This is a genomic window from Streptomyces anthophorae (assembly GCF_049310305.1).
Classification (GTDB): domain Bacteria; phylum Actinomycetota; class Actinomycetes; order Streptomycetales; family Streptomycetaceae; genus Streptomyces.
Window position 1 is genome coordinate 7349948 of the sequence record NZ_JBLWQQ010000001.1, and the last position, 25053, is coordinate 7375000.

Here is a 25053-nt window from a genome sequence, read left to right on the forward strand (position 1 = left end):
GGGCGGGCGGCTCAGGTGTGGGTCAGCTGTCCGGACCTGCCGCGTCGGCGTATGCCGACCGAGTCGGGCCGGGCGACGCCGCCGCTCCGCGACTTCGCGGCGCGGCGGGCCCGGCGGCGCTCCTTGCGCAGCTGCCGGGCCGTGCTGGCCGGGACCGAGACGACGCCGTGCCGCTGGTTCCACACCTGGCGGGTCACCCAGACGTCCAGGACGCCCCACGTCGCCACCACTGTGCTCCCCACGCTGCTGAGCACCATGGGGAAGGCCAGCCAGGAGTCGGTCAGCGTGCAGAGCACGGCGATCATGGCCTGGATCAGCGTGAGCGCGACTATGAGGACGGCCCGCACCGCGGACGTCCGTACGGGATCGGGCATGCGGCGCCGTCGCGCCGGCTCCTCGACCCACAGTCCTTTTCGATCCGCCGTGCCCATCGCCACGTCACTCCCCACCGCTCGTGGGTCCTCAACGACCCTCAAGCCGATGCCCCCGCACCGGCACTGCACAGTGACTGCCCGAATTGCCGTGCTTTACGCCGTCGAGTCGTCTGCCCTTGATGAAGACGAACGGCGGGGCGGAAAGATTCCCGATCCGGCGAACTTGCCTGTTCCGGGTGGGCGGTGCGCAGGATTCCGGCCAACTCTTCGGCCGCACGCGCCGGTTGTGATCGACGTGGAGGCCGGTCCAGGGTGGAGGGAATCTCCCGCAATGCCGGACAACTCATGATCTCTGCACCGCAGTTCATCCGGACGTCATCCGGACAGGTCTTCGAGTTGCTCCCGTCTCAGTAGTAGGCTCGCGCCGTTTGTTGACGCACATGTGTGCCCCTGAAGGCAGAGGGGTCGATCTGGGGGAGGCCATGCGCTTTCGCGGGAAGTCCATCCGCCGGAAGATCGTGGCGTTGTTGCTGGTGCCGTTGTTGTCCCTGACGGCCATCTGGGCCTTCGCCACGGTGATTACGGGCCGCGCTGCCGTCCAGCTGATCACCGCGGGCCAGGCGATCGACTCGGTCGCGTACCCGTTGGTCGCCACGAGCCGCACCTTGCAGGCGGAACGCCGCCAGACGCTCGTGTACCTCGCCGACCCCCGTGCCTCCGACGCCCAGTCGGCGCTGCGGGCCAAGCGGACCGCGGCCGACGAGTCGATCACGCGGATCAAGGAGAAGGTGCGCGACAGCGCCGTCCGCGAGGACCTGGACGGCGACGCCCGGGCCTCCCTCGATACCGCCGTCGAGGGCCTGGAAGGCATCGCGTCGCTGCGCCGTAACGTCGACGAAGGCACCGTGACCCGCGCCCAGGCCCTCGAGTTCTACAACCGGCTCGTCGCGCCGACCTACGACTTCCTGCTCGACCTCACGGCCCTCGACAACGCGAAGGTGGAACGCCAGGCACGCGCCCTCGTCGGCGTACTCAAGGCACGCGAACTCCTGTCCCAGGAGGACGCCGTGGTCGGCTCGGGTCTCGTCGCCCGCCGGTTCACCCAGCAGGAACTGCGGCAGGTCTCCGACCTCCTCGCCCAGCGCTCCCTCCTCTACGAGAGCAATCTCGCGCTCCTGCCCGACTCCGAGCGCTCCAGCTACCAGCGGTACTGGAAGAGCCCGGACACCAACCCGCTGCGCACCGCCGAGGAAGCGGTCGTGAACGGTTCCCCGGGCACACCCCGGGGCGTCACCGCGCGGAGCTGGGACAAGGCGTCGCAGTCGGTGCTCGGTGACCTCGTCGACCGGGACACCGCCGCGACCGAGCGCTACCAGGACCGCGCTCGCCCCGAGGCCATCGACGTCCTGGTCCGGGCAGGCGTCGCGGGAGTGCTCGGCCTGCTCGCCCTGCTCTTCTCCCTGTACCTGTCCGTACGCATCGGCCGCGGGCTCGTCCGCGACCTGCGCCGGCTCCGCCTCGAGGCACACGAGGCCTCCGGCGTGCGGCTCCCCGGAGTGATGAGACGCCTCGCCGCCGGGGACGAAGTCGACGTGGAGACCGAGGCGCCGCGCCTCGAATACGACAAGGACGAGATCGGGCAGGTCGGCCAGGCGCTCAACACCTTGCAGCGGTCCGCCGTCGAAGCCGCCGTCAAGCAGTCCGAGCTGCGCCGCGGCGTCTCCGAGGTCTTCGTCAACCTCGCCCGGCGCAGCCAGGTCCTGCTGCACAAGCAGCTGACCCTGCTCGACACCATGGAACGCAGGACCGAGGACACCGACGAACTCGCCGACCTGTTCCGCCTCGACCACCTCACCACCCGGATGCGCCGCCACGCGGAGGGCCTGGTGATCCTCTCCGGCGCCGCCCCGTCCCGGCAGTGGCGCCGACCCGTCCAGCTCATGGACATCGTGCGGGCCGCCGTCGCCGAGGTGGAGGACTACGAGCGCATCGAGGTACGGCGGCTGCCGCGGATCGCCGTGACCGGTCCCGCCGTCGCCGACCTCACCCACCTCGTGGCCGAACTCCTGGAGAACGCCACGGTGTTCTCGCCGCCGCACACGGCCGTGCAGGTGGTCGGCGAGCGCGTCGCGAACGGCTTCACCCTGGAGATCCACGACCGGGGCCTCGGCATGGCCCCGGACGCGCTGCTCGACGCCAACCTGCGCCTCGCCGAGACACCGGAGTTCGAGCTCTCCGACACCGACCGGCTCGGTCTGTTCGTGGTCAGCCGCCTCGCCCAGCGGCAGAACATCCGCGTCTCCCTCCAGCCGTCGCCCTACGGCGGCACCACCGCGGTCGTCTTCATCCCGGACTCCCTGCTCACGGACGCCCCCGACACCGAGGGCGCAGGCTTCCGTCTCGACCGGCCCAACGCGCTCCGCCGCACGGCCCCTTCGGCGACCCGCGCGCAGCCGGGCACCGTGGCCGGGCTGCCCGGTCTGCCGGCCTCCGTGGTCGACGGCCCCGTCGAGCTCGAGGCCCCGCTGACGACCTCCGACATGACCCGGTTCCCCGGGGCCCTGGGCGACGACGACAGCGAGCGCGGCAGCCTGTTCCGCCCCCGCCGCGCCGTGGCCGGGCCTCCTGGCGAACAGCACCAGCAGGCCGACGACGGCGCCGGGACCGACGGCACGGACGCCTCCCGCCGCACGGGCGGCCCGCGCCGCTCCGGGGACCGCGATGCGCCGGATCCGGCGGCCTCTCCGGAGGGGCCGCTGCCGCTCCCGCGCCGACGCGTGCCCAAGCTCGTCAGCTCGCACGGCAGGCCCGTGACCCACAGCCGCCCCGGCGAGGGCGACCGCACCGCGCCCGAACCGAGCGCACGCCACGACCGGGACGACAGCAGCGGCAACGGCAAGGGCAGCGACGACACCACCGGCAGCGACGGCAACGGCGACGCTCGACCTGATGCCCCGGTGGGCCTCCCCAGGAGGCGCCGCGCACGTGCGGTGGAGGAGACTCCGGCACCGCGCAGCGAGCCCCCGGAACCCGCGCCGGACGCCCCGCGGACCGACGGCACGCCCAGCACCACTCCCGGCGGACTGCCCCGCCGCGTCCGCCAGGCCAATCTGGCACCGCAGTTGAAGGACGGCCCCGACCTGCGCGGCGACAGCGCGGCACCGGCCGAGGACAGGACTCCCTCCGCACAACCCGCCGACCGGGACGCCGACGAGGTGCGCAGCCGTATGGCCTCGCTCCAGCGCGGCTGGCGGCGTGGGCGAGCGGAGAACACCGCGGGCGATGAGCGCGCCGACGGTACAGCACGAGGAACGAACTCTGAGGGGGACGGTCGATGACCGCGCCGAAGGCCAATGCGCAGACCACCAACGGTGTTGTCGGTGAGTTGAACTGGCTCCTGGACGACCTGGTCGAGCGTGTCGCCGGTATCAGCAAGGCGATGGTGCTCTCCGGCGACGGGCTGCCGACAGGCGTCTCCGAGGGCCTGAGCCGCGAGGACAGCGAACACCTCGCCGCCGTGGCCTCCGGATTCCACAGCCTCGCCAAGGGGGTGGGCCGGCACTTCGAGGCGGGCGGCGTCCGCCAGACCGTCGTCGAACTCGACGAGGCCTTCCTGTTCGTCACCGCGGCGGGGGACGGCAGCTGCCTCGCGGTGCTGTCCGACGCGGACTCCGACGTCGGCCTCGTCGCCTACGAGATGACCCTGCTGGTCAAGCGCGTCGGAGCGCACCTGGGGACGGCCAGGCGCACGGATCTGCCCGCCGGAGGGTAGTGGATTGACATGAGACCAGACGGTCACGAGACGCATCACTGGTTCGACGACGACGCGGGTCCCGTCGTACGCCCGTACGCCATGACGCGCGGCCGCACCACCAGCGCGGCCCAGCACCGGCTCGACCTGATCGCGGTCGTCGTCGCCGAACAGCGCGAAGGCGACCCCGTGAAGGACCAGACGCTGTCGCCGGAACACGTCGACATCGTCGAGCTCTGCCAGGACGCCCCGCAGTCCGTGGCCGAACTGGCCGCGGAGCTCGATCTTCCGATCGGAGTCGTGCGTGTCCTCATCGGGGATCTCGTCGACGACGAACTCGTCCATGTGACGCGGCCGGTCCCACCGGCCCAGCTGCCCGACACGAGTATTCTCCGCGACGTGATCGACGGCCTCAGAGCGCTCTGATCCGACAGCGGAGCCTGCGAGGCACAGGAACGGGGCGGACGGCGGGAGACACGAGTGGCAGGCTGGCAGTTCTGGATCGACCGAGGCGGCACCTTCACGGATGTCGTGGCCCGACGGCCCGACGGCCGCCTGGTCACACACAAGCTGCTCTCCGACCATCCGTCGCGCTACGCCGACCCGGCTGTCTTCGCGATCCGTGAACTCCTCGCCGAGGGCGCGGAGCCGGAGTCCGGTGGTCGGCCGGGCGACCCCGCGGAATCCGTCGACTCCGTACGCATGGGCACCACCGTCGCCACCAACGCCCTCCTGGAGCGCCGCGGCGAACCGACCGCCCTCGTCGTCACGCGCGGCTTCCGCGACGCCCTGCGGATCGCCTACCAGAACCGGCCCCACATCTTCGCCCGCCGCATCGAGCTGCCCGAACTGCTCCATGAGCGCGTCGTCGAGGTGGACGAACGCGTCGACGCGCAGGGCGAAGTGCTCACACCGCTCGACCTCGACTCCCTCGAAGTCTCCCTGCGCAGGGTCTACGAGGACGGCATTCGGGCGGTGGCCGTCGTCTGCCTGCACAGTCATCTCCACCCGGACCACGAGCGCGCGATCGGCGCCCTCGCCGAGCGCATCGGCTTCCCGCAGATCTCGCTGTCCAGCGAGGTCAGCCCGCTCATGAAGATGGTGCCACGGGGCGACACGGCGGTCGTCGACGCCTACCTCTCGCCCGTCCTGCGCCGCTACGTGCGCCAGGTCGCCGATCAACTCCCCGGTGTGCGGCTGATGTTCATGCAGTCCAACGGAGGGCTCGCGGAGGCCGGGCAGTTCCGCGGCAAGGACGCCGTCCTGTCCGGGCCCGCGGGCGGCATCGTGGGCATGGCCCGGATGTCGGGGCGCGCCGGCTTCGACCGCGTCATCGGCTTCGACATGGGCGGCACCTCCACCGACGTCTCGCACTTCGCGGGCGAGTACGAGCGGGTCCTCACCACGCAGATCGCCGGCGTACGGCTGCGGGCGCCCATGCTCGACATCCACACCGTCGCGGCGGGCGGCGGTTCCGTGCTGCACTTCGACGGCAGCCGCTACCGGGTCGGCCCCGACTCGGCGGGCGCGGTACCGGGACCGGCCTGCTACCGGGGCGGCGGGCCGCTCACGGTCACCGACGCCAACGTCGCCCTCGGACGCGTCCAACCCGCCCACTTTCCGCGGGTGTTCGGCCCCGAAGGGGACCAGCCGCTCGACGACGCTCTCGTACGCGAGCGCTTCACCGCCCTCGCCGCCGAGATCCGCGAACGGACCGGTGACGCGCGCACCTCTGAACAGGTGGCCGAGGGCTACCTCCAGGTCGCGGTGGCCAACATTGCCAACGCCGTGAAGCGCATCTCGGTGCAGAAGGGCCACGACGTCACCCGCTACGCCCTCACCACCTTCGGCGGTGCCGGTGGCCAGCACGCGTGCAAGGTCGCCGACGAACTCGGCATCCGCACGGTCCTCGTACCGCCCATGGCAGGCGTCCTCTCGGCGCTCGGCATCGGGCTCGCCGACACCACGGCCATGCGGGAGCAGTCCGTCGAGGCCACCGTCGACGCCGCCTCGATGCCGCACATCCTCAAGACCGCCGACGACCTGGAGAGCGCCGCACGCGAGGAACTGCGCGCCGAGGACGTCCCGGAGCAGCGCATCCGGATCGTCCGCAGGGCCCAGCTCCGCTATGACGGCACGGACACCGCGCTCACCGTGGAACTCGCCGAACCCGACGCCATGACCCGCGCCTTCGAAGAACGTCATCGCGCTCACTACTCCTTCACCCTGGACCGACCGCTCGTCGTCGAATCACTCTCCGTAGAAGCCACTGGCCTGACCGATCCCCCCGATCTCTCCCACCTCGCACCCCGCACCACTGCCCCGACTGAACCGACCGCCTCTGCCACCGTCCGTCTGCACACCGGCGGCTCCTGGCGCGATGTGCCCCTCCACCACCGGGCCCAACTCCCGCCCGGCGAGCCCGTCCAGGGGCCGGCGATCATCGCCGAGGACGGCTCGACGACCGTCGTCGACGACGGATGGCAGGCGGCCCTCGCGGACGACGGCCACCTGATCATGGAACGGTCGGCGGTTACAGAGAGTTCCGATCCGGGCGCGGAAGCCGACGCATCACTCGATCCGGTGAGGCTCGAGGTCTTCAACAACCTCTTCATGTCGATCGCGGAACAGATGGGCGCCCGCCTCGAGTCGACCTCGCAGTCCGTCAACATCAAGGAACGCCTGGACTTCTCCTGCGCGCTCTTCGACCCCGACGGCGGCCTGGTCGCCAACGCCCCGCACATTCCCGTGCACTTGGGCTCGATGGGCACCAGCGTCAAGGAGGTCATCCGCCGCCGCGGCGCGACCATGCGGCCCGGTGACACCTTCGCCGTCAACGACCCGTACCACGGCGGCACGCACCTGCCCGACGTCACCGTGATCACCCCGGTCTTCGACACGGACGGTGACCGGATCCTGTTCTACGTCGCCTCGCGCGGGCACCACGCCGAGATCGGCGGCATCGCCCCGGGTTCCATGCCCGCGAACAGCCGCACCATCGACGAAGAGGGCGTGCTCTTCGACAACTGGCTGCTCGTGGAGGCCGGCCGGTTCCGCGAGGAGGAGACGCTGCGCCTGCTGACCGAGGCGCCGTACCCCTCGCGCAACCCGCGAACGAACCTCGCCGACCTGCGCGCCCAGATCGCGGCCAACCAGAAGGGCGTCGACGAAGTCGCCCGCATGATCGAGAACTTCGGCCTGGACGTCGTGCTCGCCTACATGAAGCACGTACAGGACAACGCCGAGGACTCCGTACGACGCGTCATCGACACCCTTGAGGAGGGCGAGTTCGGCTACGAGACCGACTCGGGCGCGGTCATCCGCGTGCGCGTGAGCGTGGACCGCGCACAGCGCCGCGCCACCGTCGACTTCACCGGAACCTCCGACCAGCTCGCCACGAACTTCAACGCCCCGTTCGCCGTCGTCAACGCTGCCGTCCTGTACGTCTTCCGGACGCTCGTGGGCGACGACATCCCGCTCAACGACGGCTGCCTGCGGCCCCTCGACATCGTCGTGCCACCCGGGTCCTTCCTCTCGCCCGAGCCGCCCGCCGCCGTCGTCGCGGGCAACGTGGAGACCTCGCAGGCCATCACCGGCGCCCTCTACGGGGCGCTGGGCGTGCAGGCCGAGGGCTCCGGCACGATGAACAACATCACCTTCGGGAACGCGCGCCACCAGTACTACGAGACGGTGGCCTCCGGCTCCGGCGCCGGGGATGGCTTCCCCGGGGCGCCTGTCGTGCAGACCCACATGACGAACTCGCGGCTCACCGACCCCGAGGTCCTCGAATGGCGGCTGCCCGTCCTCCTGGAGGAGTTCGCGGTGCGGCGCGGCAGCGGGGGAGCGGGCCGCTGGCCGGGCGGGGACGGCGCCGTGCGGCGGATTCGCTTCCGGGAGCCGATGACCGTCTCCACGCTGACCCAGCACCGCAGGGTGCCGCCCTACGGGATGGCGGGTGGCGCCCCCGGAGCGCTCGGCGCCAACTCCGTGGAGCGCGTGGACGGCACCGTCACCCGCCTCGACGGCAGCGACACGGCCGACGTGGCCCCCGGCGACGTACTCGTCGTCGAAACGCCCGGAGGCGGCGGCTACGGGCCGCCGGAGGCGAGCAGCAGTACCCGAGACAGCGACACCAGCGAGGCAGGAGAGACACAGTCATGATCTTCGGGCGTTCTGAGCGCCGTAAGGCCCCCGTCGAGCCCGTGACGCTCAAGATCCTGGTGGCCGGCGGTTTCGGCGTGGGCAAGACGACGCTGGTCGGCGCGGTCAGCGAGATCCGGCCGCTGCGCACGGAGGAAGTCCTGACGGAGGCCGGGCGCCCCGTGGACGACACCGTGGGCGTCGAACGCAAGAGCACCACCACGGTGGCGATGGACTTCGGCAGGATCACGCTCCGCGACGACCTGGTGCTCTACGTCTTCGGCACACCGGGCCAGGACCGCTTCTGGTTCCTGTGGGACGAGTTGGCGACCGGCGCGCTGGGGGCGGTCGTCCTCGCGGACACCCGCCGCCTGGAGGACTGCTTCGCCGCGGTCGACTACTTCGAGCGGCGCTCCATACCGTTCATCGTCGGAGTGAACTGCTTCGACGGCGCCGACCGCCACCCGGCCGAAGCGGTCCGCCAGGCACTCGACCTCGACCCGGACGTCCCGGTGATCCTGTGCGACGCGCGCGACAAGGAATCGGTGAAGGACGTGCTGATCGCGGTCGTCGGCCATGCCGCGGAAGCCGCCGAGCGCCGACAGCCCGCCGCGACCTGAGAGCCCCGGCACGTGCAGCGGCGGTCCGCACCCCCGCCGACCGGGGTGTGAACCGCCGCCTACGCGCGTGCATGGCTGTACGTCACCACGCGCGCGTACATACGCGCGTGGATGTGACCTACGCGCCGTCTCCGTCCTCGTGCCAGCCGAAGCTCTTCTCCACGGCCTTGCGCCAGTTGTGGTACTCGCGGTCCCGGGTGCCCGCGTCCATCGCGGGAGTCCACTCGGCGTCGCGCTGCCAGTGCGCCTTGAGCTCGTCCAGGTCGTTCCACACGCCCGTCGCGAGCCCGGCGGCGTACGCGGCGCCCAGGCAGGTCGTCTCGGAGACCCTGGGCCGGATCACGGGCACGTCCAGGACGTCCGCCTGATGCTGCATCAGCAGGTTGTTCTTGGTCATGCCGCCGTCGACCTTCAGGGTCGTGATCTGCACGCCGGAGTCCTGGTACATCGCGTCGACGACTTCGCGGGTCTGCCAGCTCGTCGCCTCCAGAACGGCACGCGCCAGGTGCGCCTTGGTGACGTACCTGGTGAGGCCGGTGACGACGCCGCGCGCGTCGGAGCGCCAGTAGGGCGCGAACAGGCCGGAGAACGCGGGCACGATGTAGGCGCCGCCGTTGTCGTCCACGCTCGCCGCGAGCGTCTCGATCTCGTCGGCGGTCTTGATGATGCCGAGCTGGTCTCGGAACCACTGCACCAGGGCGCCCGTGATCGCGATCGACCCTTCGAGGCAGTACACGGGCGCCTCGGAGCCGATCTTGTACCCCATGGTGGTGAGCAGGCCGTTCTTCGAGGGCACCGGCCGGTTTCCGGTGTTGAGCAGCAGGAAGCTGCCCGTCCCGTAGGTGTTCTTCGCGGTGCCGGTGTCGTAGCAGGCCTGTCCGAACACGGCCGCCTGCTGGTCGCCCAGCGCCGAGGCGACCGGGACGCCGGCCAGCTGACCGACAGCCGTGCCGTACACCTCGGCGGACGAACGGATCTCCGGAAGCAGCGACTCCGGCACGTTCATCGCCGACAGGATCGACGGGTCCCACTGGAGGGTCTCCAGGCTCATCAGCATGGTGCGCCCGGCGTTCGTGACGTCAGTGACGTGCACGCCGCCGTCGGTGCCGCCGGTGAGGTTCCAGATCAGCCACGAGTCGATCGTGCCGAAGGCCAGCTCCCCGCGCTCCGCCCTGGCCCGCAGGCCCGGCACGTTGTCGAGCAGCCAGGCCGCCTTGGGCCCGGAGAAGTAGCTCGCCAGGGGCAGGCCGGTCGTGTCGCGGAAGCGGTCCTGCCCGTCGGTTCCGCCCAGTTCGTTGCAGAGCGCCGAGGTCCGCGTGTCCTGCCACACGATCGCGTTGTGCACGGGCTTGCCGGTGGCCCGGTCCCAAAGGACCGTCGTCTCCCGCTGGTTGGTGATGCCGAGCGCGCTGAGCTGGTCCGCGCGCAGCCCCGCCTTGGCGATCGCGCCCGCGACCACGGCCTGGACCTTGGACCAGATCTCGGTGGCGTCGTGCTCCACCCAGCCCGGCTTCGGGAAGATCTGGCGATGTTCGCGCTGGTCGACGGCGACGATCTCGCCGTCCTGGTTGAAGATGATGCAGCGGCTCGAGGTGGTGCCCTGGTCGATGGCGGCGACGTACTTCACGGAAGTGTCGGGCATGGCTACCCCTTCGTAAGAAGACGTTCGAGTGTGTCTCTGAGCTTCAGAACGCTGCGTTGTAGATGACCCCCGCCAGCGCGCCGCCGACGAGCGGTCCGACGACGGGGACGAGAGCGTAACCCCAGTCGGACGTCCCCTTGTTGGGGATGGGAAGGAACTGGTGCACGATGCGCGGGCCCAGGTCGCGGGCCGGGTTGATCGCGTAACCCGTCGGCCCGCCGAGCGACAGGCCGATGCCGACGACCAGGAGCGCCACGATCAGTACCTGCGTGCCCGACTCGCCGAGTCCCTTGGTGAGCCCGAACGCGAGGATGGGCAGGACGAGACCGACCGTCGCGATGATCTCGGTGAGCAGGTTCGCGACCAGGTTCCGGATCTCGGGGATCGTCGAGAAGATGCCGAGCGTCGGCGTCGGGCCGTCCTCCGCGGACCCCTCGCCGGAACCGACGTTGGCGTTGAACTGTGCGAGATACACCAGGTAGGCGAGGACCGCGCCGATCATCGCGCCGACCATCTGGCCGAGCAGATAGACCCAGACCTTGTCCCACTTGCCGGTGTCGACCGCGATGCCGATGGTGACCGCGGGGTTGAGGTGACCGCCCGACAGCGGAGCGGCGGTATAGGCGCCTGCCAGCACGCCGAAGCCCCAGCCGAACGCGATGACGACCCACCCGGAGGCCCTCGCCTTGGAGTGTTTCAGGGTGACGGCGGCGCAGACGCCCGCGCCGAAAAGGATCAGAATCGCGGTGCCGATGACCTCACCGATGAAGATGTCTCCGTTGCTCATGGCGGCTCCTAGGCCCTCGCCCGGGGGCAGTGCTCCCCGGTCCTCCGTGCAGGGTGCGTTTCCATGGCTGGTTCTGAACCACGGCTGCCGTGGGCAGGGAAGCCCCGCGCCCCGCCCGGCGTCCGTGACGAGCGTGCCCGCACAGTCGGAACCACACGTGGGGGAGCGGCCCTGACCTGCCACAACCCGGCAGGAAAGCGCACCTGGGACAGGCGGTGCCCCGAGCAGCGGTGGGCCGATTTGCGGCGATGCCGACTGACACCCGGAAGTGTTCACCGGCCGTACTGGAGCGTCAAGGTCGTGGACGGCAACGGTTAACCGGTGGCCGGCGCTCCCCTCGGATCGTGCGCGGCAGCGGTCGCGCGAGCGCCGCGGCGCACGTCGAAACCTTCGCGCCCCGCCTGGCCGCACACCCAACTCGCCCCGGTGAGCGCCTTCGCGGCCTTCTTGAGCGGGGCGAGGAGCGCCGCCGCCTGCCGGTGGTCGGCCACGCTGCCGGGCGGGCAGACCACCGTGGCCAGCGACAGCGTCACCGCCCTGCCGCCCGCCGACCAGGGGGCGTCGAGCATGGCGGCCGCGAGTGGACCGAGCCGCTCCGGATCGGCCAGGACCAGGAAGTCGTCACCCCCGATGTGCCCCACCCGCACGGACTCCGACTCCGTACGCGCGAGGACCTGCCCCACCGCACGGATCAGCTCGTCGCCCGCCGCGAACCCGGCACCGTCGTTGACCTGCTTGAATCCGTCGATGTCCAGCCAGCTCAGGGCGAAGCCGCGGCCCTGCGCCACCCAGTGGTCCAGCTCGCCCGTCACGGTGTCCGAACCCGGCAGCCGCGTCAGCGGGTTGAGCCCGGCGGCCTCCTCGACCCGGCTCTCGGCGAGCGCCCGTACGAGGTCGGTGAGGCGGACGACGCCGACGCAGCGACCGTCGTCGTCCACCACGGCGACGTCGTCGGCGGTGCGGGTGTGCTCGCCGTCCGCGACCACGTCGAGCACCTCCCAGGCGGTCGCCGCGACGCCCACGGTGCGCGGCCGGTCGCCGAGCCGCGCGGCGGGCCGGTCGGCGTACAGCGCGTGCCCGTAGCGCGTGGACAGGGACAGCAGGAAGCGGTCCCGCTGCACCGACCGCACCGGCACCCCGGCGGCGTCGACGAGCAGCACCCCGGTCACCTCGGCCGCGCCGGTGAGCCGGCGCCGCACCTGCTCCGCGGACGCCGAATCGGGCAGCAGGGCCGCCGGCCGAACGAAGTCCCGCACCGGCGGCCCGGTCGGTCGCGACGAGCCGAGGGCCGGGGGCAGTTCGGGCACGTACACCTCGGAGATCGGCAACCGGGCCGCCGGGGCGAACAGGTTGCCCTGCGCGAGCTGCGCCCCGGCGTCGCGGGCCGCCATGCACTGGGTCTCGGTCTCCACGCCCTCGACCGCGAGCAGTGCGCCGATCTCCTCGCACAGCGTCCGCATGGCCCGCACCGTCGCCCCGCGCGACAGCAGCGAGGCGTCGAGCTTGATCAGGTCCGGCGCGAGATCGTCGAGCAGCCGCAGCGGTACGTCGCCGTCGCCCACGCCGTCGGCGCAGACCCGGAAGCCCTCCTTGCGCAGCGCCGCGACACCCTCCAGGAGGGCGCGGTGCGGTACGTGCGTGAACGGCGGGCCGACATCGACGGTCACTTCCCACGGCAGCCGGCCCGCATCCTGCACCGCGCGCCGCAGCGCATCAAGACCGCCCAGGTCGGCGAGCGTGCCCGCGAACACGTTCACGTGCAACGGCAGCAGCGTCTCCCTGCGTGCCGCGTCCCGGATCGCCAACGCGGCGAGGTCGCCGTCGAGCTCGGGCTCGCGGTGCGCCCGCGCGAGTACGTCACCCGACTCGGGGCGGGCGAGGATCTCCAGAGCCGCGGCCGACCCCGTGGCCAGATTGACCACGGGCTGGAAGGCGAAGCGGAGGCTGTCGGGCCAGGTGTGCACGCCAGCATGATGGCGTCACACAAGCGCCCGCAGGGCCGGTTCACGCGCTGTTCACGCAGCATTCCCGTACGGCCACGCAGCGTGCGCACAGGGTGGTCAGCGCACCGCCACGACCGACGAACCGTGGCCGAACAGGCCCTGGTTGGCCGTGATCCCGGCTCTGGCGCCCGCCACCTGCCGCTCGCCCGCCGCACCCCGCAACTGCCACGTCAGCTCGCAGACCTGGGCGATCGCCTGCGCCGGAACCGCCTCACCGAAGGAGGCGAGTCCACCGCTGCTGTTCACGGGTATGCGGCCTCCGGGGGCGGTCGCGCCCTCCCTGAGCAGCTTCGCGCCCTCACCCTCGCCGCACAGCCCGAGATCCTCGTACCACTGCAACTCCAGGGCCGTGGACAGGTCGTAGACCTCCGCCAGGGACAGGTCCTCGGGGCCGATCCCCGCCTCTTCGTAGGCGGCACGGGCGATCGAGGCGCGGAACGTCGGGCCTTCGGGGGCGACCCCGGCGGCCGAGTCCGTGGCGATGTCCGGGAGGTCGAGCACGGTGTTCGGATACGTCGGCGTCACCGTCGACACCGCCCGTATACGGACCGGGTCCGCCGCTCCGTGCCGCCGCGCGAACTCCATGCTGGACAACACCAGCGCCGCCCCGCCGTCCGACGTGGCACAGATGTCGAGCAACCGCAGCGGATCGGCCACCACGGCGGACGCGGCGACCTCCTCGGCCGTCACGGTCTTGCGGTAGCGCGCGTTCGGATTCAGCGCGCCGGAGGCGGCGTTCTTCACCTTGACCTGGGCGAAGTCCTCGAGCGTGTCCCCGTGCACGGCCATGCGCCGGCGCGCGTACAGGCCGAAGTACGTCGGGTTGGTCGCCCCGAGCGCACGGAAGCGCAACCAGTCGGGGTCGTCAGGCCGGTCACCGCCCGCGGGCTTGAAGAACCCCTTGGGTGCCGCGTCGGCCCCCACCACGAGCACGAGGTCCGCGAGCCCCGAAAGGATCTGCGCCCGCGCCGTGTTGACCGCCTGGGCCCCGGAAGCGCAGGCCGCGTAGACGCTGGCCACCCGCGCGCCCTGCCACCCGAGTGCCTTGGCGAACGTCGCCCCCGCCACGTAGCCGGGATAGCCGCCGCGCACCGTGTCCGCGCCGACGATCGAGCCCACGTCGCGCCAGTCGACCCCGGCGTCGGCGAGCGCGGCCCGCGCCGCCGCCGCCCCGTACTCGACGAAGCTGCGCCCCCACTTCCCCCAGGGATGCATGCCCGCGCCGAGAACCGCCACGTCCCCCGTCATGCCGTCACCCCCGTCGGCCGCCAGTGCCACGTCGTCCACGTCGTCCCGGTCTCGTCGTCCCCCTCCTCGTTGAGCATGCCCGGTACGAGCTCCACCTCCATGCCGACCGCGAGATCGGCCACGGAGACGCCCGGAGCCCCCTGGCCGAGCACGACGAGACGCTCGGCCTCGAGCTCCACAGCGATCAACGCGTAGGGCTGCCACGGGAGTTCCCGGTCCGACACATATGGCTCCGGTGGTCGGTACCTGGCGTCCGTGTACGACCAGACGCGCCCACGCCGCGACAGTGGCAGCTCCACCAGCTCCCCGCCCGCGCAGGCGGGGTTGCGGCAGGCCCCGTCCTCACGCGGAAAGAACACCGAGGCGCACGCGGAGCAGCGCGTGCCCAGCAGACGGAAGCCGTCCCCCTCTCCGCTGAACCAGTCGGCCACGACAGGTGTACGCGTACGCGCCACAGTGCCTCCCCGGCAATAAATCTGACGGAACGTCAGAAGTGTGCCACGGGGAACCGAATGACGTCAGGGGTCCCGCAGAACCGTCCGTGCCCGACCGGCGTCAGTGATCGGTGTGGGCGCGACCGGGATCCACGGGGGTGCTTCCGGTCGCGCCCGCCGCGTCACCGCCCCGTCAGCGAGCGCCTGGAGACCGGGAAGTCGAAGTACGTGTCCGGGTAGCGCTCGGGCTTGTACGTGTAGTGCCACCACTCCTCCGGAAGATTCACGAACCCCTGCGCGCCGAGCGCGTCCCGCAGCAGGTCCCGGTTGGCCCGTTGCACGCCCTGGACCCGCGGATCGTCCGTGTGGGCGAGCGTGTCGAAGCAGTCGAACCCGGTGCCCATGTCCAGCGAGTTGTCGGGGAACCGCTCCGCCTTCGGCCCGTAGCAAGGCGTGAGCTTCTCTCCGGGCTCGTAGGGACGTGTGGGCAGGGCGGGCAGCTGCACGACGGTCAGATCCAGGGTGGAGCCACGGCTGTGACCCGACTTCTCCGCGATGTACCCGTCCGCGAACAGACGGGTCTTGTCCACGCGCGGGTAGAACTCCGCCTTCATCTTCTGGTCGTCGAGATCCTTCGCCCAGCGCACGAAGTGGTCGACCGCGCGCTGCGGGCGGTAACAGTCGTACACCTTCAGCGAGTAGCCCTTCTTCAGGAGGCCGAGCTGCGCCTTGTGCAGCGCCTGCGCGGCAGGTCTCGTGAGGAGGCACATCGGCTTCTTGTAGCCGTCGACCGGGACGCCCATGAAGTCGTGCTGCGTGTAGTAGCGCATTTCCTGGATGATCGTGGGGTCCACGTCATGGAGCGCCACGAAGTCCTTCGGCGCCTTGGGGTCGGGCGTCGCATGGGCCGCCGAAGGCGCGGCGGCCACGCCGAGCAGCGCGGCGGCGGACAGGGCGGCGAGTTTCCGCAGAGCGGTGGAGGCTCGAGTCATGGATCAGCTCCTATCAGGAGCCGGGCCCACCGGGGAAGACCGCGGCCGAGTGATCGGATACAGTCCGCGCCGTGTCCGCATCAACCCACTCCACGGTCAACCCCGTCCCGGATTCCCACTGTTCGAGCTGTGGGGCCGCCTACGGGGCCGAGGTGCACGGCTGGCCCCGCACCTGCCGGGCCTGTGACTCCGTCGCCTATCGCAACCCGCTCCCCGTGGCCATCGCCCTGCAACCGGTGTACGACACGGTGGGCACCGCTCTTGTCGCGATCACCCGAACCATCGCCCCCGCGCGCGGGGAGCCCGCTCTGCCGGGCGGCTTCATCGACGACCGGGAGGACTGGCGCCGCGCCGTCGTCCGCGAACTCCAGGAGGAGACGGGCATCGTCGCCGCGGCGCGCGACGTGCGCCTCGTGGACGCCATGAGCGCCCCGGACGGCCACCTGCTGCTTTTCGGCCTCCTGCCCGAGCGCCCTGCGGGTCTCCTGCCCGCCAGCGTGGCCACGGACGAGACGGAGGGCTGGCACCTCCTGCGCCGCCCGACCGAACTGGCTTTTCCGCTCCATACGTTGGCGGTCAAGGCCTGGTTCGAGGGCCGCTACCTGTAGGAGCCGCAGGCCCTTGGGCAGCCGGCGCCACCCAGCGCCGAAAGGGGCTCACAGGCCGCGCACCCGCACCGGGTACGGCGGTTCGCCCTCCCCGTTCTCCCCGACCGCTTCGACGACCACCCGCCCCTTGCTCCAGCGCACCCGGAACCGTTCGATCTCCGGCTCCTCCCAGCCGTCCCCGGCGTCCCGCGCCGCATGGCCACCGCCCGTACGGCCCGGCGCAGGCGCCCACGCCTCCAGGGTGACGCCCCCGCCCGGATCGCGCACCGGTAGCACCGACCCGCCACGCGCGAGTACCGGAATGCGCGACAAGGGGGCGTCCACAGTGACCTGCCCGGGCCCCTCGAAGACTTCGCCGGTCACCGTGTCGTACCAGCGCCCGGGTGGCAGCTGCACGGTGCGGCGGTCGACTCCCTGCTCCAGGACGGGGGCGACCAACAGACAGTCGCCCAGCAGGAAGGCGTCCTCGCAGTCGCGCAGCGCCCGGTCCTCCGGAGCACCCCACCACAGAGGCCGCACATACGGGGCACCGGTGCGCCGGGCGAGCTGCGCGAGGGTCATGAAGTACGGCTGGAGGCGGCGCCGCTCCTCCAGCGCCACGCGCGCGTGCGCGAGAACCTCCTCGCCGAACATCCAGGGCTCGCGCCGACCCGCCCGCGGCGCCGAACGTGTACGGAACAGCGGCATCTGGGCGCCCAGCTGGAACCAGCGCAGGAACAGCTCAGGTGACGGCTTCCCGTCGAACCCGCCCACATCGGGCCCGGAGTACGGCACCCCGCACAACCCGAGCCCCATCACCAACGAGAGCGAGGACCGCAGGCCGGCCCACCCGGTGGCGACGTCACCGGACCAGGCCCCTCCATAGCGCTGCAGACCCACCCAGCCGGACCGGGAGAACAGGAAGGGCCGTTCCTGCGGCTGTAGTTCGCGCAGCCCCTCGTAGCCGGCCCGTGCCATGCAAAGGGCGTAGACGTTGTGCGCCTCCCGATGGTCGCCGCCCCGCCCCTCGACCGCGTGCCGGGACGACAGGGGGAGCGTGGGTTCACCGAAGGCGGCGAACGACACCGGTTCGTTCATGTCGTGCCAGAAACCCGAGAAGCCCTGCGCGAGACGCTCCTCGTACAGGCCGCCCCACCACTTGCGCACCCGCTCCGCCGTGAAGTCCGGGTACATCGACTCACCCGGCCACACGACCCCGCGCACGGGCCGGCCCGCCGCGTCCCGCACGAAGGCGTCGATCGCCTGCCCGCCGTCGTACAGGGCGTTGCCGCGCTGCACCTTCACCGCCGGGTCGACGATCGACACCAGCCGAACGCCCTCGCCGCGCAACTGTTCGGCCAGCCTGGGCAAGGAGGGAAACCGCTCACGATCGACGGTGAAGGCCTGTCGCGCCGTGAAGTGATCGATGTCCAGATGGACGGCCTCCAGGGGCAGCCGTCGCTCCCTGTAGCCCGCGACGACCCGACGCACCTCCTGCTCGCTCCCGAACCCCCGACGCGCGTGCTGGTGGCCCAGGGCCCAGCTCGGCGGCACCGCCGGAGCACCGGTCAGCCGGGACCAGACGTGGAGCACGCGCGCGGGGGTGCCCACCACCACCCAGCAGCGCAACGGGCCGCCCTCCATGCGCAATTCGGACGCCCCGGCACAGTCGTGCCCGGAACCCGCACCCTCGCTGCCCTCACGGAGGCTGACGGTGCCGTCCCACGAGTTGTCGTGGAACACCAGATGCGTGCCCGCGTCCGCGACCACCACCTGCACCGGCATCGTGAGCGACAACGGATCGCCCCGCCGGCCGAACGAGCCGCCCGGATCCGTGTTCCACAGCCGATACGTCGCGTCACGCAGCCGCGGGCCCGAAGCGCGCGCCCCGAGTCCGAAGAAGCGTGCGTCGGCGGAGACCTCGCTCCGCTGCGCCCAGCGCGCCTCACCACCGCCCTCCGGCTCCCACCACCGGGGCGGCAGATCGCGGCGCAGCAACACCCCGCCGGGCGTGCGCACCTCCAAGGCGCCGTGCCGTGAGACGACGACGGTCACCCGCTCGGAGACCACCCGCCAGCCGCCGTCCTTGTCCGGCTCGAGCACCGCCCGCGGGTCCGCCTCGGGGCAGTGCCCGGACAGCGCGTACGAGGGCTCGGGTTCGGCCCCGTCCCAGCCCCAGAAGAGAGCGCCGCTCACGGTGACGGTGATGCGCAGCCGGGACCGCGTGAACCGCACCAGGCCGCCGCCCGGCTCCGGCGTCGCACCGACCACGGAACCCGGGACCCGGGCCCGCTCGATGCCCCGCCGGGGGAGGCCCACAGAGTCCGCGCGACGGTGCCGCCACGACGCCCGAAGGGAACGCAGCCCATGGGCCGGCCCCACGGACGAGACCGCCTTCGCCAAGCGCACCAGGTCACGACCATCCATGCTGCTCACCCTGCCACCGAGGCGCACGCGTGCGTGCCGCGTTCAACTGCCGTTCATCCGTGGTGCCAGCACATCTTCACGAGGCCGACTATGTGGGATACACCCTGGTGCCGAAGTCGATCACGTGGCATCGTCCAGTGAGCCGCGTCAGGCGCACACTCCGCGGTGCGCGCCGAGGACGCACACGCCGAGCACGCACTTCCTGGAGCCGCATCATGTCCACCGTGAACCCGTCACCGCTCTGGCAGCCCGATCGGCAGCAGATCGCCGACGCCCAGATCACACGGTTCCAGGCCTGGGCGGCCGAGCAGCACGGCGCTCCCGCCGACGGTGGCTACGAGGCGCTGCACCGCTGGTCGGTCACCGAACTCGAAACCTTCTGGAAGGCCGTCACCGAGTGGTTCGACGTGCGCTTCACGCACCCGTACACGCGCGTGCTCGGCAACCGTGACATGCCCGGCGCCCAGTGGTTCCCCGGGGCCACGCTCAACTACGCCGCGCACGCCCTGCGCACGGCGGACGACCCGGCCCGCGCGGACACCCCCGCGATCCTCCACGTCGACGAGACCCACGAGCCCCGCCCCGTCACCTGGTCCGAGCTGCGCCGCCAGGTCGGCTCCCTGGCCGCGGAGCTGCGTGCGCTCGGCGTACGCCCCGGTGACCGGGTCAGCGGCTACCTGCCCAACATCCCCGAGGCCGCGGCCGCCCTCCTCGCCACGGCGGCCGTCGGAGCCGTGTGGACCTCCTGCGCCCCCGACTTCGGCGCACGCAGCGTCCTGGACCGCTTCCAGCAGGTGGAGCCCGTCGTCCTGTTCACCGTCGACGGCTACCGCTACGGCGGCAAGGAGCACGACCGTCGCGAAACCGTTCAGGAACTCCGCGACGAGCTGCCCTCCCTGCGCGCGGTGGTGCACATCCCGCTCCTCGGCACCAAGGCTCCCGAGGGGGCCCTGGAATGGTCGGCACTCACCTCGGCCGACGTCACGCCCGTCTACGAAGACGTGCCGTTCGACCACCCGCTGTGGGTGCTCTACTCCTCCGGCACCACGGGCCTGCCCAAGGCCATCGTGCAGTCGCAGGGCGGCATCCTCGTCGAGCACCTCAAGCAGATCGGCCTGCACTGCGATCTCGGCCCCGACGACCGCTTCTTCTGGTACACGTCCACCGGCTGGATGATGTGGAACTTCCTCGTCGGCGGCCTGCTCACCGGCACCACGATCGTCACCTACGACGGCAGCCCCGGATACCCCGAGACCGGCGCCCAGTGGGCGATCGCCGAACGCACGGGCGCGACCCTCTTCGGCACCTCCGCCGCGTACGTCATGGCCTGCCGCAAGGCCGGCGTGCACCCCGCGCGCGACCATGACCTCTCCCGCGTCAAGTGCGTCGCCACCACGGGCTCCCCGCTCCCGCCGGACGGCTTCCGCTGGCTCCACGACGAGGTCCGAGAGGACCTGTGGATCGCCTCCGTCAGCGGCGGCACCGACGTCTGCTCCTGTTTCGCCGGAGCCGTACCGACGCTCCCCGTCCACATCGGCGAACTCCAGGCCCCCGCTCTCGGCACGGACCTCCAGGCCTGGGACCCCGCAGGAGCCCCCCTGACCGACGAGGTCGGCGAACTCGTCGTCACCAACCCCATGCCCTCCATGCCGATCCGCTTCTGGAACGACCCCGACGGCAGCAGGTACCACGACAGCTACTTCGACACCTACCCCGGAGTCTGGCGCCACGGCGACTGGATCACGCTGACCGAACGCGGCTCCGTCGTCATCCACGGCCGCTCCGACTCCACGCTCAACCGCCAGGGCGTCCGGATGGGATCGGCCGACATCTACGAGGCCGTGGAGCGGCTCCCCGAGATCCGCGAGTCCCTCGTCATCGGCCTGGAACAGCCCGACGGCGGCTACTGGATGCCCCTCTTCGTGCACCTCGCACCGGGCGCGGTCCTCGACGACGCGCTCCGCGCCCGCATCAAGCAGGTCATCCGCGAACAGCTCTCCCCGCGCCACGTTCCCGACGAGGTCATCGAGGCCCCCGGCGTCCCGCACACCCTCACCGGCAAGCGCATCGAGGTCCCCGTCAAGCGCCTGCTCCAGGGCACCCCGCTGGAAAAGGCGGTCAACCCCGGCTCCATCGACAACCTCGACCTCCTCAAGTTCTACGAGGAGATCGCCCGCAAGCGAGCCTGACCGGAGCCCGACACCGACGGTGCACCGTCGCCGAACGTAGCGTTGTCAGTGCCCCCGATTACTCTGAGTGAGCATCGTTCAAGCGCGCTCAGGGGGAATCATGGGGCACACGCAACACAGCCGGACGACCAGCATGCGGTGCGTCCTGCGCCGCGAAGTGGCCGGAACCATCGGCCTGTTGGCCGATGAGCAGGACTTCGAGGCCATGCGGCTCTACCGCAGCTTCACCTTCGACGACCACACGACGTACTTGCGCCAAGTCGAAGGGCTGCTCAAAGCCCAGGCCGCGGCCGGCGGATACACCACGGTCACGCTCTTCGACCCTGCAGAGTTCACGGATTTCTGCAGGGCGGAGGGCCTGGACCCGGACACCGCGGGCAGCCGCACCCGCTTCACCGCGGAACTCGCGGCCTCAGGACCTCTGGTCGCCTACCAGGGACAGCCCATGGCCGACCTCGTCCCGGAGCTCGTGGAAGAGGCGGTCCGCCAAGCGACGTGGGAGTTCGCGACGTCCGTCCTGTCCCGGACAGGCGCCTGCGCCGTCTGCGGACAGGACGTCGGACGCATGGCCTTCGCCAGGGCCTCCTACCTGGTCTCCCGAGTGATCGAGGCGCTCGGCGAGGGCGCCCACCACTGGGTGTGCAGCGTGCTCACCGACAGGGAGTCCCTGCACGCCGCCCTGCACGTGGACGCCACGGAACCCGGCACGGTCAGGATCGATGAGTCCGCGGCCATGGAAGTCACGGCCGTGCTGGCGCTGGCGATCGTCACCCGGCGCGCCAGCGCGGTCATCGTGCGCAGCTCGGTCACCGGCGAGGAGGCCCGCGTCCACGGCTGGCACCTGAAGGACGAGGGACTCCGGCCGATCCCCGGGGGCCGGGTCTTCGACGCCTACTGCACCGACGCGGACTCCGGCGACCTGTCCGCTCCGGAACCCGGCGTGAACTACTGCACCGCACCCGAAGTGGACGACACGAACCCGGAAGGGAGGCATGTGCACTGACCCCTGAGGACAAACGCGAAGGGCGCCCCGCCCAAAGGCGGAGCGCCCTCCGAAGGCACCGATCGTGCTCGCTTACTCGCCGGACAGCACGGCCTGAGCGGCGTTGCGCGCTTCCTCCGCCGACTCCGCGGCACGCGCGGCAGCGGCGGCGCGCTCGCACTGGGCCAGCGTGTACTTGCCGAGCGTGGTCCGCACGTACGGAATCGAAGCGGCACCCATGGACAGGGAGGTGACACCCAGACCGGTCAGGACACACGCGAGCAGCGGGTCGGACGCGGCCTCACCGCAGACACCGCAGCTCTTGCCCTCGGCCTTCGCCGCGTCCGCGGACAGCGCGACCAGGTCGAGCAGCGCGGGCTGCCATGGGTCCTGCAGACGCGACACGGCACCGACCTGACGGTCGGCGGCGAACGTGTACTGGGCCAGGTCGTTGGTGCCGAGCGACAGGAACTCGACCTCCTGCAACACCGACCGGGCACGCAGCGCGGCGGACGGAATCTCCACCATCGCGCCGAACTTCGCCTGCAGCCCGGCCTCACGGCAGGCGTCGGCGAACGCCTTGGCGTCGGCGCGGTCGGCCACCATCGGCGCCATGACCTCGAGGTAGACCGGAAGCCCCTCGGATGCCTTGGCCAGCGCGGTCAGCTGCGAGCGCAGCACCTCCGGGTGGTCGAGCAGCGTCCGCAGACCGCGCACACCCAGAGCCGGGTTGGGCTCGTCGCCGGGCGTCAGGAAGTCCAGGGGCTTGTCGGCGCCGGCGTCGAGCACCCGCACCACGACACGACCCTCGGGGAACGCCTCGAGCACCTGCCGGTACGCCTCGACCTGCTTCCCCTCGGAAGGAGCGTTCTTGCTGTCGTCCAGGAACAGGAACTCGGTACGGAAGAGACCGACACCCTCGGCGCCCGCCTCGACCGCCGCGGGCACGTCCGCCGGGCCGCCGACGTTGGCGAGCAGCGGCACCTTGTGCCCGTCAGAGGTGGCACCGGGACCGGTCGAAGCGGCCAGCGCCGCCTTGCGCTCGGCCGCAGCGGCCTCCATCGCGGCCCGCTTCTCCGCACTGGGGTCCACGAAGATCTCACCGGTGCTGCCGTCGACGGCGACCACGGTGCCCTCGGCGAGCTCACCGGCACCGGGAAGCGCCACCACGGCCGGTACGCCCAGGGCCCGGGCCAGGATCGCGCTGTGGCTGGTCGGCCCGCCCTCCTCGGTGACGAAACCGAGAACGAGCGCGGGGTCAAGCAGCGCGGTGTCCGCGGGCGCGAGGTCACGGGCGATGAGCACGTACGGCTTGTTGCTGTCCGGAACGCCGGGCATCGGCACGCCGAGGAGCCGGGCAACGATGCGGTTGCGCACGTCATCCAGGTCGGCGACACGGCCCGCCATGTACTCGCCGGCTCCGGCGAGGAGCTCGCGGTAGTGCGAGAACGCGTCGTAGATGCCGCGCTCGGCCGTGCTCCCGACGGCGACACGACGGTCGACGTCGGCCATCAGCTCGGGGTCCTGGGCGATCATGGCCTGGGCCTCGAGCACCGCCTGGGCCTCGCCACCGGCCAGGTTGCCGCGCGCCATCAGGTCGGCCGCGACAGCTTCGACGGCCTGGCGGGCGCGCCCCTGTTCGCGCTCTGCGTCCTCGGCCGGAATCTGCTTGGCCGGCGGCTCAAGAACCGCCGTCCCCATGTGCCGAACCTCGCCGATCGCCACACCGTGGCTCACGCCGACGCCTCGCAGCGTTGTCTCCATCTCACCCGTCTCCGATAGTGCGGCGAGCGCTGCCGCCGCGTTGATTTCCTGCCGTCCGTCAGTGACGGAGAGCGTCACTTCCAGCCGAAGAGCGCGTCGCCGGCCTTGACGTCACCGTCCTCGACGACACCGGAAAGGGACTCGGCCGTGGCCTCGAGGGCAACGACCGGGCAGATCGGGGACTTGCCGGCCGCCTCGACGGCAGCCGGGTCCCAGCGGACCACGGCCTGCCCGCGCTGCACGGTGTCGCCCTTGTTGACGAGCAGCTCGAAGCCCTCGCCGTTGAGCTGGACAGTGTCGATGCCCAGGTGCGTCAGCACACCGTGGCCTTCCTCATCCACGACGACAAAGGCGTGCGGGTGGAGGGACACCACGATGCCGTCCACCGGAGCCACGGCGTCGGACGCCTCGCGCGCGGGGTCAATGGCGGAGCCGGGGCCGACCATCGCACCGGAGAACACCGGGTCAGGAACAGCGGAGAGCCCGATGGCGCGTCCGGTGAGCGGGGACGTCACACTGGTCATGGCAAGCCTCCCAGGGGGCGGAGATTCAGGGTCGCCGTCACTGCCTGTCCTGGACGGCGTACTGCTCAGAAGCGTAAGTCATAAAAAGTCCCGGTTCCCTACGAGAGGTCCCGGTTGGCGGACGTAGGGGCCGCGGGCAAACGATTTGCGCCGAAGCTCGGGCCCCATGTACTGTCGTACCCCTGCCAGGGAGTCAGCCGACGCCTCGAGCGTCCAACACCTCAGCAGCATCTATCAAGTCCTAAGTTGCAATGCGAACCTTACTTCTGCATGCCTGCAGGAGTGTGGCAAGCGGGCCGGAAAAAGACTGGTAGTGTTTGACCTCGCCGAAAGAGCCGCGAAAGCGGAATTCCAGAAGGCAGGCGTCAAACCCGAGGAAATCGGCCGGTGAAACGGTCTGATAGAGTCGGAAACGCAAAACAGCAAGAACAAAAGCAAGACCCGAAGGGAAGCGCCCGGAGGAAAGCCCGAGAGGGTGAGTACAAAGGAAGCGTCCGTTCCTTGAGAACTCAACAGCGTGCCAAAAATCAACGCCAAAATTTGTTGATACCCCGTCTCCAGCATCCGCTGGGACGAGGTTCCTTTGAAA

At 71.0% G+C, this 25053-nt stretch carries 17 protein-coding genes and 1 pseudogene; 8 read left to right on the plus strand and 10 right to left on the minus strand.

What is annotated here, in order from left to right; genetic code table 11:
• Positions 1–11: 11 nt before the first annotated feature.
• Positions 12–449 (minus strand): hypothetical protein, encoded by a 438-nt coding sequence (locus tag ACNYS0_RS33410; RefSeq protein WP_422478953.1) that lies wholly within the window; start codon positions 447–449, stop codon positions 12–14.
• 407 nt (positions 450–856) lie between these two features.
• Between ACNYS0_RS33410 and ACNYS0_RS33415 the strand changes: the two genes are divergently transcribed.
• From ACNYS0_RS33415 to ACNYS0_RS33435, 5 genes and pseudogenes are all read left to right on the plus strand, one after another.
• The gene (locus ACNYS0_RS33415) at positions 857–3712 is read left to right on the plus strand and encodes a sensor histidine kinase (RefSeq protein ID WP_422478955.1); all 2856 of its coding nucleotides are present in this window, start codon (positions 857–859) and stop codon (positions 3710–3712) included.
• Positions 3709–4146, plus strand: coding sequence for a roadblock/LC7 domain-containing protein (locus ACNYS0_RS33420; protein WP_422478957.1), 438 nt, complete (start codon positions 3709–3711; stop codon positions 4144–4146). Before ACNYS0_RS33415 ends, ACNYS0_RS33420 begins: the two co-directional genes overlap by 4 nt.
• 9 nt (positions 4147–4155) lie before the next feature.
• Positions 4156–4551: a DUF742 domain-containing protein gene (locus ACNYS0_RS33425; RefSeq protein ID WP_422406033.1), complete on the plus strand. Its 396-nt coding sequence runs from the start codon at positions 4156–4158 to the stop codon at positions 4549–4551.
• A gap of 54 nt (positions 4552–4605) precedes the next feature.
• Positions 4606–8302, plus strand: a pseudogene (locus ACNYS0_RS33430) (hydantoinase B/oxoprolinase family protein).
• A complete protein-coding gene (locus ACNYS0_RS33435) occupies positions 8283–8885 on the plus strand; it encodes a GTP-binding protein (protein ID WP_422478959.1) in 603 nt (200 codons plus the stop codon). Before ACNYS0_RS33430 ends, ACNYS0_RS33435 begins: the two are co-directional and overlap by 20 nt.
• Positions 8886–9003: 118 nt before the next feature.
• Here ACNYS0_RS33435 and glpK read toward each other — a convergent pair whose 3' ends face one another.
• The 6 genes from glpK to ACNYS0_RS33465 all read right to left on the minus strand — a co-directional run bounded on the left by glpK (position 9004) and on the right by ACNYS0_RS33465 (position 15991).
• Positions 9004–10527, minus strand: a complete 1524-nt coding sequence (gene glpK / locus ACNYS0_RS33440; RefSeq protein WP_422478961.1) for a glycerol kinase GlpK — start codon at positions 10525–10527, stop codon at positions 9004–9006.
• A 43-nt stretch (positions 10528–10570) separates the two neighbouring features.
• Positions 10571–11314 carry an MIP/aquaporin family protein gene (locus tag ACNYS0_RS33445; protein ID WP_422478963.1) on the minus strand — a complete coding sequence of 248 codons (744 nt, stop codon included), beginning with the start codon at positions 11312–11314 and terminating at the stop codon, positions 10571–10573.
• 314 nt (positions 11315–11628) lie between these two features.
• The gene (locus tag ACNYS0_RS33450) at positions 11629–13278 is read right to left on the minus strand and encodes a GGDEF domain-containing protein (RefSeq protein ID WP_422478965.1); all 1650 of its coding nucleotides are present in this window, start codon (positions 13276–13278) and stop codon (positions 11629–11631) included.
• A 96-nt stretch (positions 13279–13374) separates the two neighbouring features.
• A complete protein-coding gene (locus ACNYS0_RS33455) occupies positions 13375–14565 on the minus strand; it encodes a lipid-transfer protein (protein WP_422482846.1) in 1191 nt (396 codons plus the stop codon).
• Positions 14562–15020, minus strand: coding sequence for a Zn-ribbon domain-containing OB-fold protein (locus ACNYS0_RS33460; protein WP_422478967.1), 459 nt, complete (start codon positions 15018–15020; stop codon positions 14562–14564). Before ACNYS0_RS33460 ends, ACNYS0_RS33455 begins: the two co-directional genes overlap by 4 nt.
• A 161-nt stretch (positions 15021–15181) precedes the next feature.
• Positions 15182–15991 (minus strand): M15 family metallopeptidase, encoded by an 810-nt coding sequence (locus ACNYS0_RS33465; protein ID WP_422478969.1) that lies wholly within the window; start codon positions 15989–15991, stop codon positions 15182–15184.
• A gap of 71 nt (positions 15992–16062) precedes the next feature.
• Between ACNYS0_RS33465 and ACNYS0_RS33470 the strand changes: the two genes are divergently transcribed.
• Positions 16063–16599 carry an NUDIX domain-containing protein gene (locus ACNYS0_RS33470; RefSeq protein WP_422478971.1) on the plus strand — a complete coding sequence of 179 codons (537 nt, stop codon included), beginning with the start codon at positions 16063–16065 and terminating at the stop codon, positions 16597–16599.
• A gap of 48 nt (positions 16600–16647) precedes the next feature.
• Here ACNYS0_RS33470 and ACNYS0_RS33475 read toward each other — a convergent pair whose 3' ends face one another.
• The gene (locus tag ACNYS0_RS33475) at positions 16648–19005 is read right to left on the minus strand and encodes a glycoside hydrolase family 31 protein (protein ID WP_422478973.1); all 2358 of its coding nucleotides are present in this window, start codon (positions 19003–19005) and stop codon (positions 16648–16650) included.
• 215 nt (positions 19006–19220) lie between these two features.
• Between ACNYS0_RS33475 and ACNYS0_RS33480 the strand changes: the two genes are divergently transcribed.
• Both ACNYS0_RS33480 and ACNYS0_RS33485 read left to right on the plus strand, forming a co-directional pair.
• Positions 19221–21194 carry an acetoacetate--CoA ligase gene (locus ACNYS0_RS33480; protein WP_422478975.1) on the plus strand — a complete coding sequence of 658 codons (1974 nt, stop codon included), beginning with the start codon at positions 19221–19223 and terminating at the stop codon, positions 21192–21194.
• 100 nt (positions 21195–21294) lie between these two features.
• A complete protein-coding gene (locus ACNYS0_RS33485; RefSeq protein WP_422478977.1) occupies positions 21295–22197 on the plus strand; it encodes a hypothetical protein in 903 nt (300 codons plus the stop codon).
• 72 nt (positions 22198–22269) lie between these two features.
• Here the strand turns inward: ACNYS0_RS33485 and ptsP are convergent, their stop codons facing one another.
• Both ptsP and ACNYS0_RS33495 read right to left on the minus strand, forming a co-directional pair.
• Entirely contained in the window at positions 22270–23940 is a 1671-nt protein-coding gene (gene ptsP / locus ACNYS0_RS33490; RefSeq protein WP_422478979.1) for a phosphoenolpyruvate--protein phosphotransferase, read from the minus strand.
• Positions 23941–24014: 74 nt separating this feature from the next.
• On the minus strand, positions 24015–24464 hold the full coding sequence (locus ACNYS0_RS33495) for a PTS sugar transporter subunit IIA (protein ID WP_422478981.1): 450 nt from the start codon (positions 24462–24464) through the stop codon (positions 24015–24017).
• Between the last annotated feature and the right edge of the window lie 589 nt (positions 24465–25053).

What these genes read in the sequence shown, in the direction of transcription:
- ACNYS0_RS33415 (WP_422478955.1), top strand. Translation starts at nt 857, where the DNA reads ATGCGCTTTCGCGGGAAGTCCATCCGCCGGAAGATCGTGGCGTTGTTG.
- ACNYS0_RS33420 (WP_422478957.1), top strand. Translation starts at nt 3,709, where the DNA reads ATGACCGCGCCGAAGGCCAATGCGCAGACCACCAACGGTGTTGTCGGT.
- ACNYS0_RS33425 (WP_422406033.1), top strand. Translation starts at nt 4,156, where the DNA reads ATGAGACCAGACGGTCACGAGACGCATCACTGGTTCGACGACGACGCG.
- ACNYS0_RS33435 (WP_422478959.1), top strand. Translation starts at nt 8,283, where the DNA reads ATGATCTTCGGGCGTTCTGAGCGCCGTAAGGCCCCCGTCGAGCCCGTG.
- glpK (WP_422478961.1), bottom strand. Translation starts at nt 10,527, where the DNA reads ATGCCCGACACTTCCGTGAAGTACGTCGCCGCCATCGACCAGGGCACC.
- ACNYS0_RS33445 (WP_422478963.1), bottom strand. Translation starts at nt 11,314, where the DNA reads ATGAGCAACGGAGACATCTTCATCGGTGAGGTCATCGGCACCGCGATT.
- ACNYS0_RS33455 (WP_422482846.1), bottom strand. Translation starts at nt 14,565, where the DNA reads ATGACGGGGGACGTGGCGGTTCTCGGCGCGGGCATGCATCCCTGGGGG.
- ACNYS0_RS33465 (WP_422478969.1), bottom strand. Translation starts at nt 15,991, where the DNA reads ATGACTCGAGCCTCCACCGCTCTGCGGAAACTCGCCGCCCTGTCCGCC.
- ACNYS0_RS33475 (WP_422478973.1), bottom strand. Translation starts at nt 19,005, where the DNA reads ATGGATGGTCGTGACCTGGTGCGCTTGGCGAAGGCGGTCTCGTCCGTG.
- ACNYS0_RS33480 (WP_422478975.1), top strand. Translation starts at nt 19,221, where the DNA reads ATGTCCACCGTGAACCCGTCACCGCTCTGGCAGCCCGATCGGCAGCAG.
- ACNYS0_RS33485 (WP_422478977.1), top strand. Translation starts at nt 21,295, where the DNA reads ATGGGGCACACGCAACACAGCCGGACGACCAGCATGCGGTGCGTCCTG.
- ptsP (WP_422478979.1), bottom strand. Translation starts at nt 23,940, where the DNA reads ATGGAGACAACGCTGCGAGGCGTCGGCGTGAGCCACGGTGTGGCGATC.
- ACNYS0_RS33495 (WP_422478981.1), bottom strand. Translation starts at nt 24,464, where the DNA reads ATGACCAGTGTGACGTCCCCGCTCACCGGACGCGCCATCGGGCTCTCC.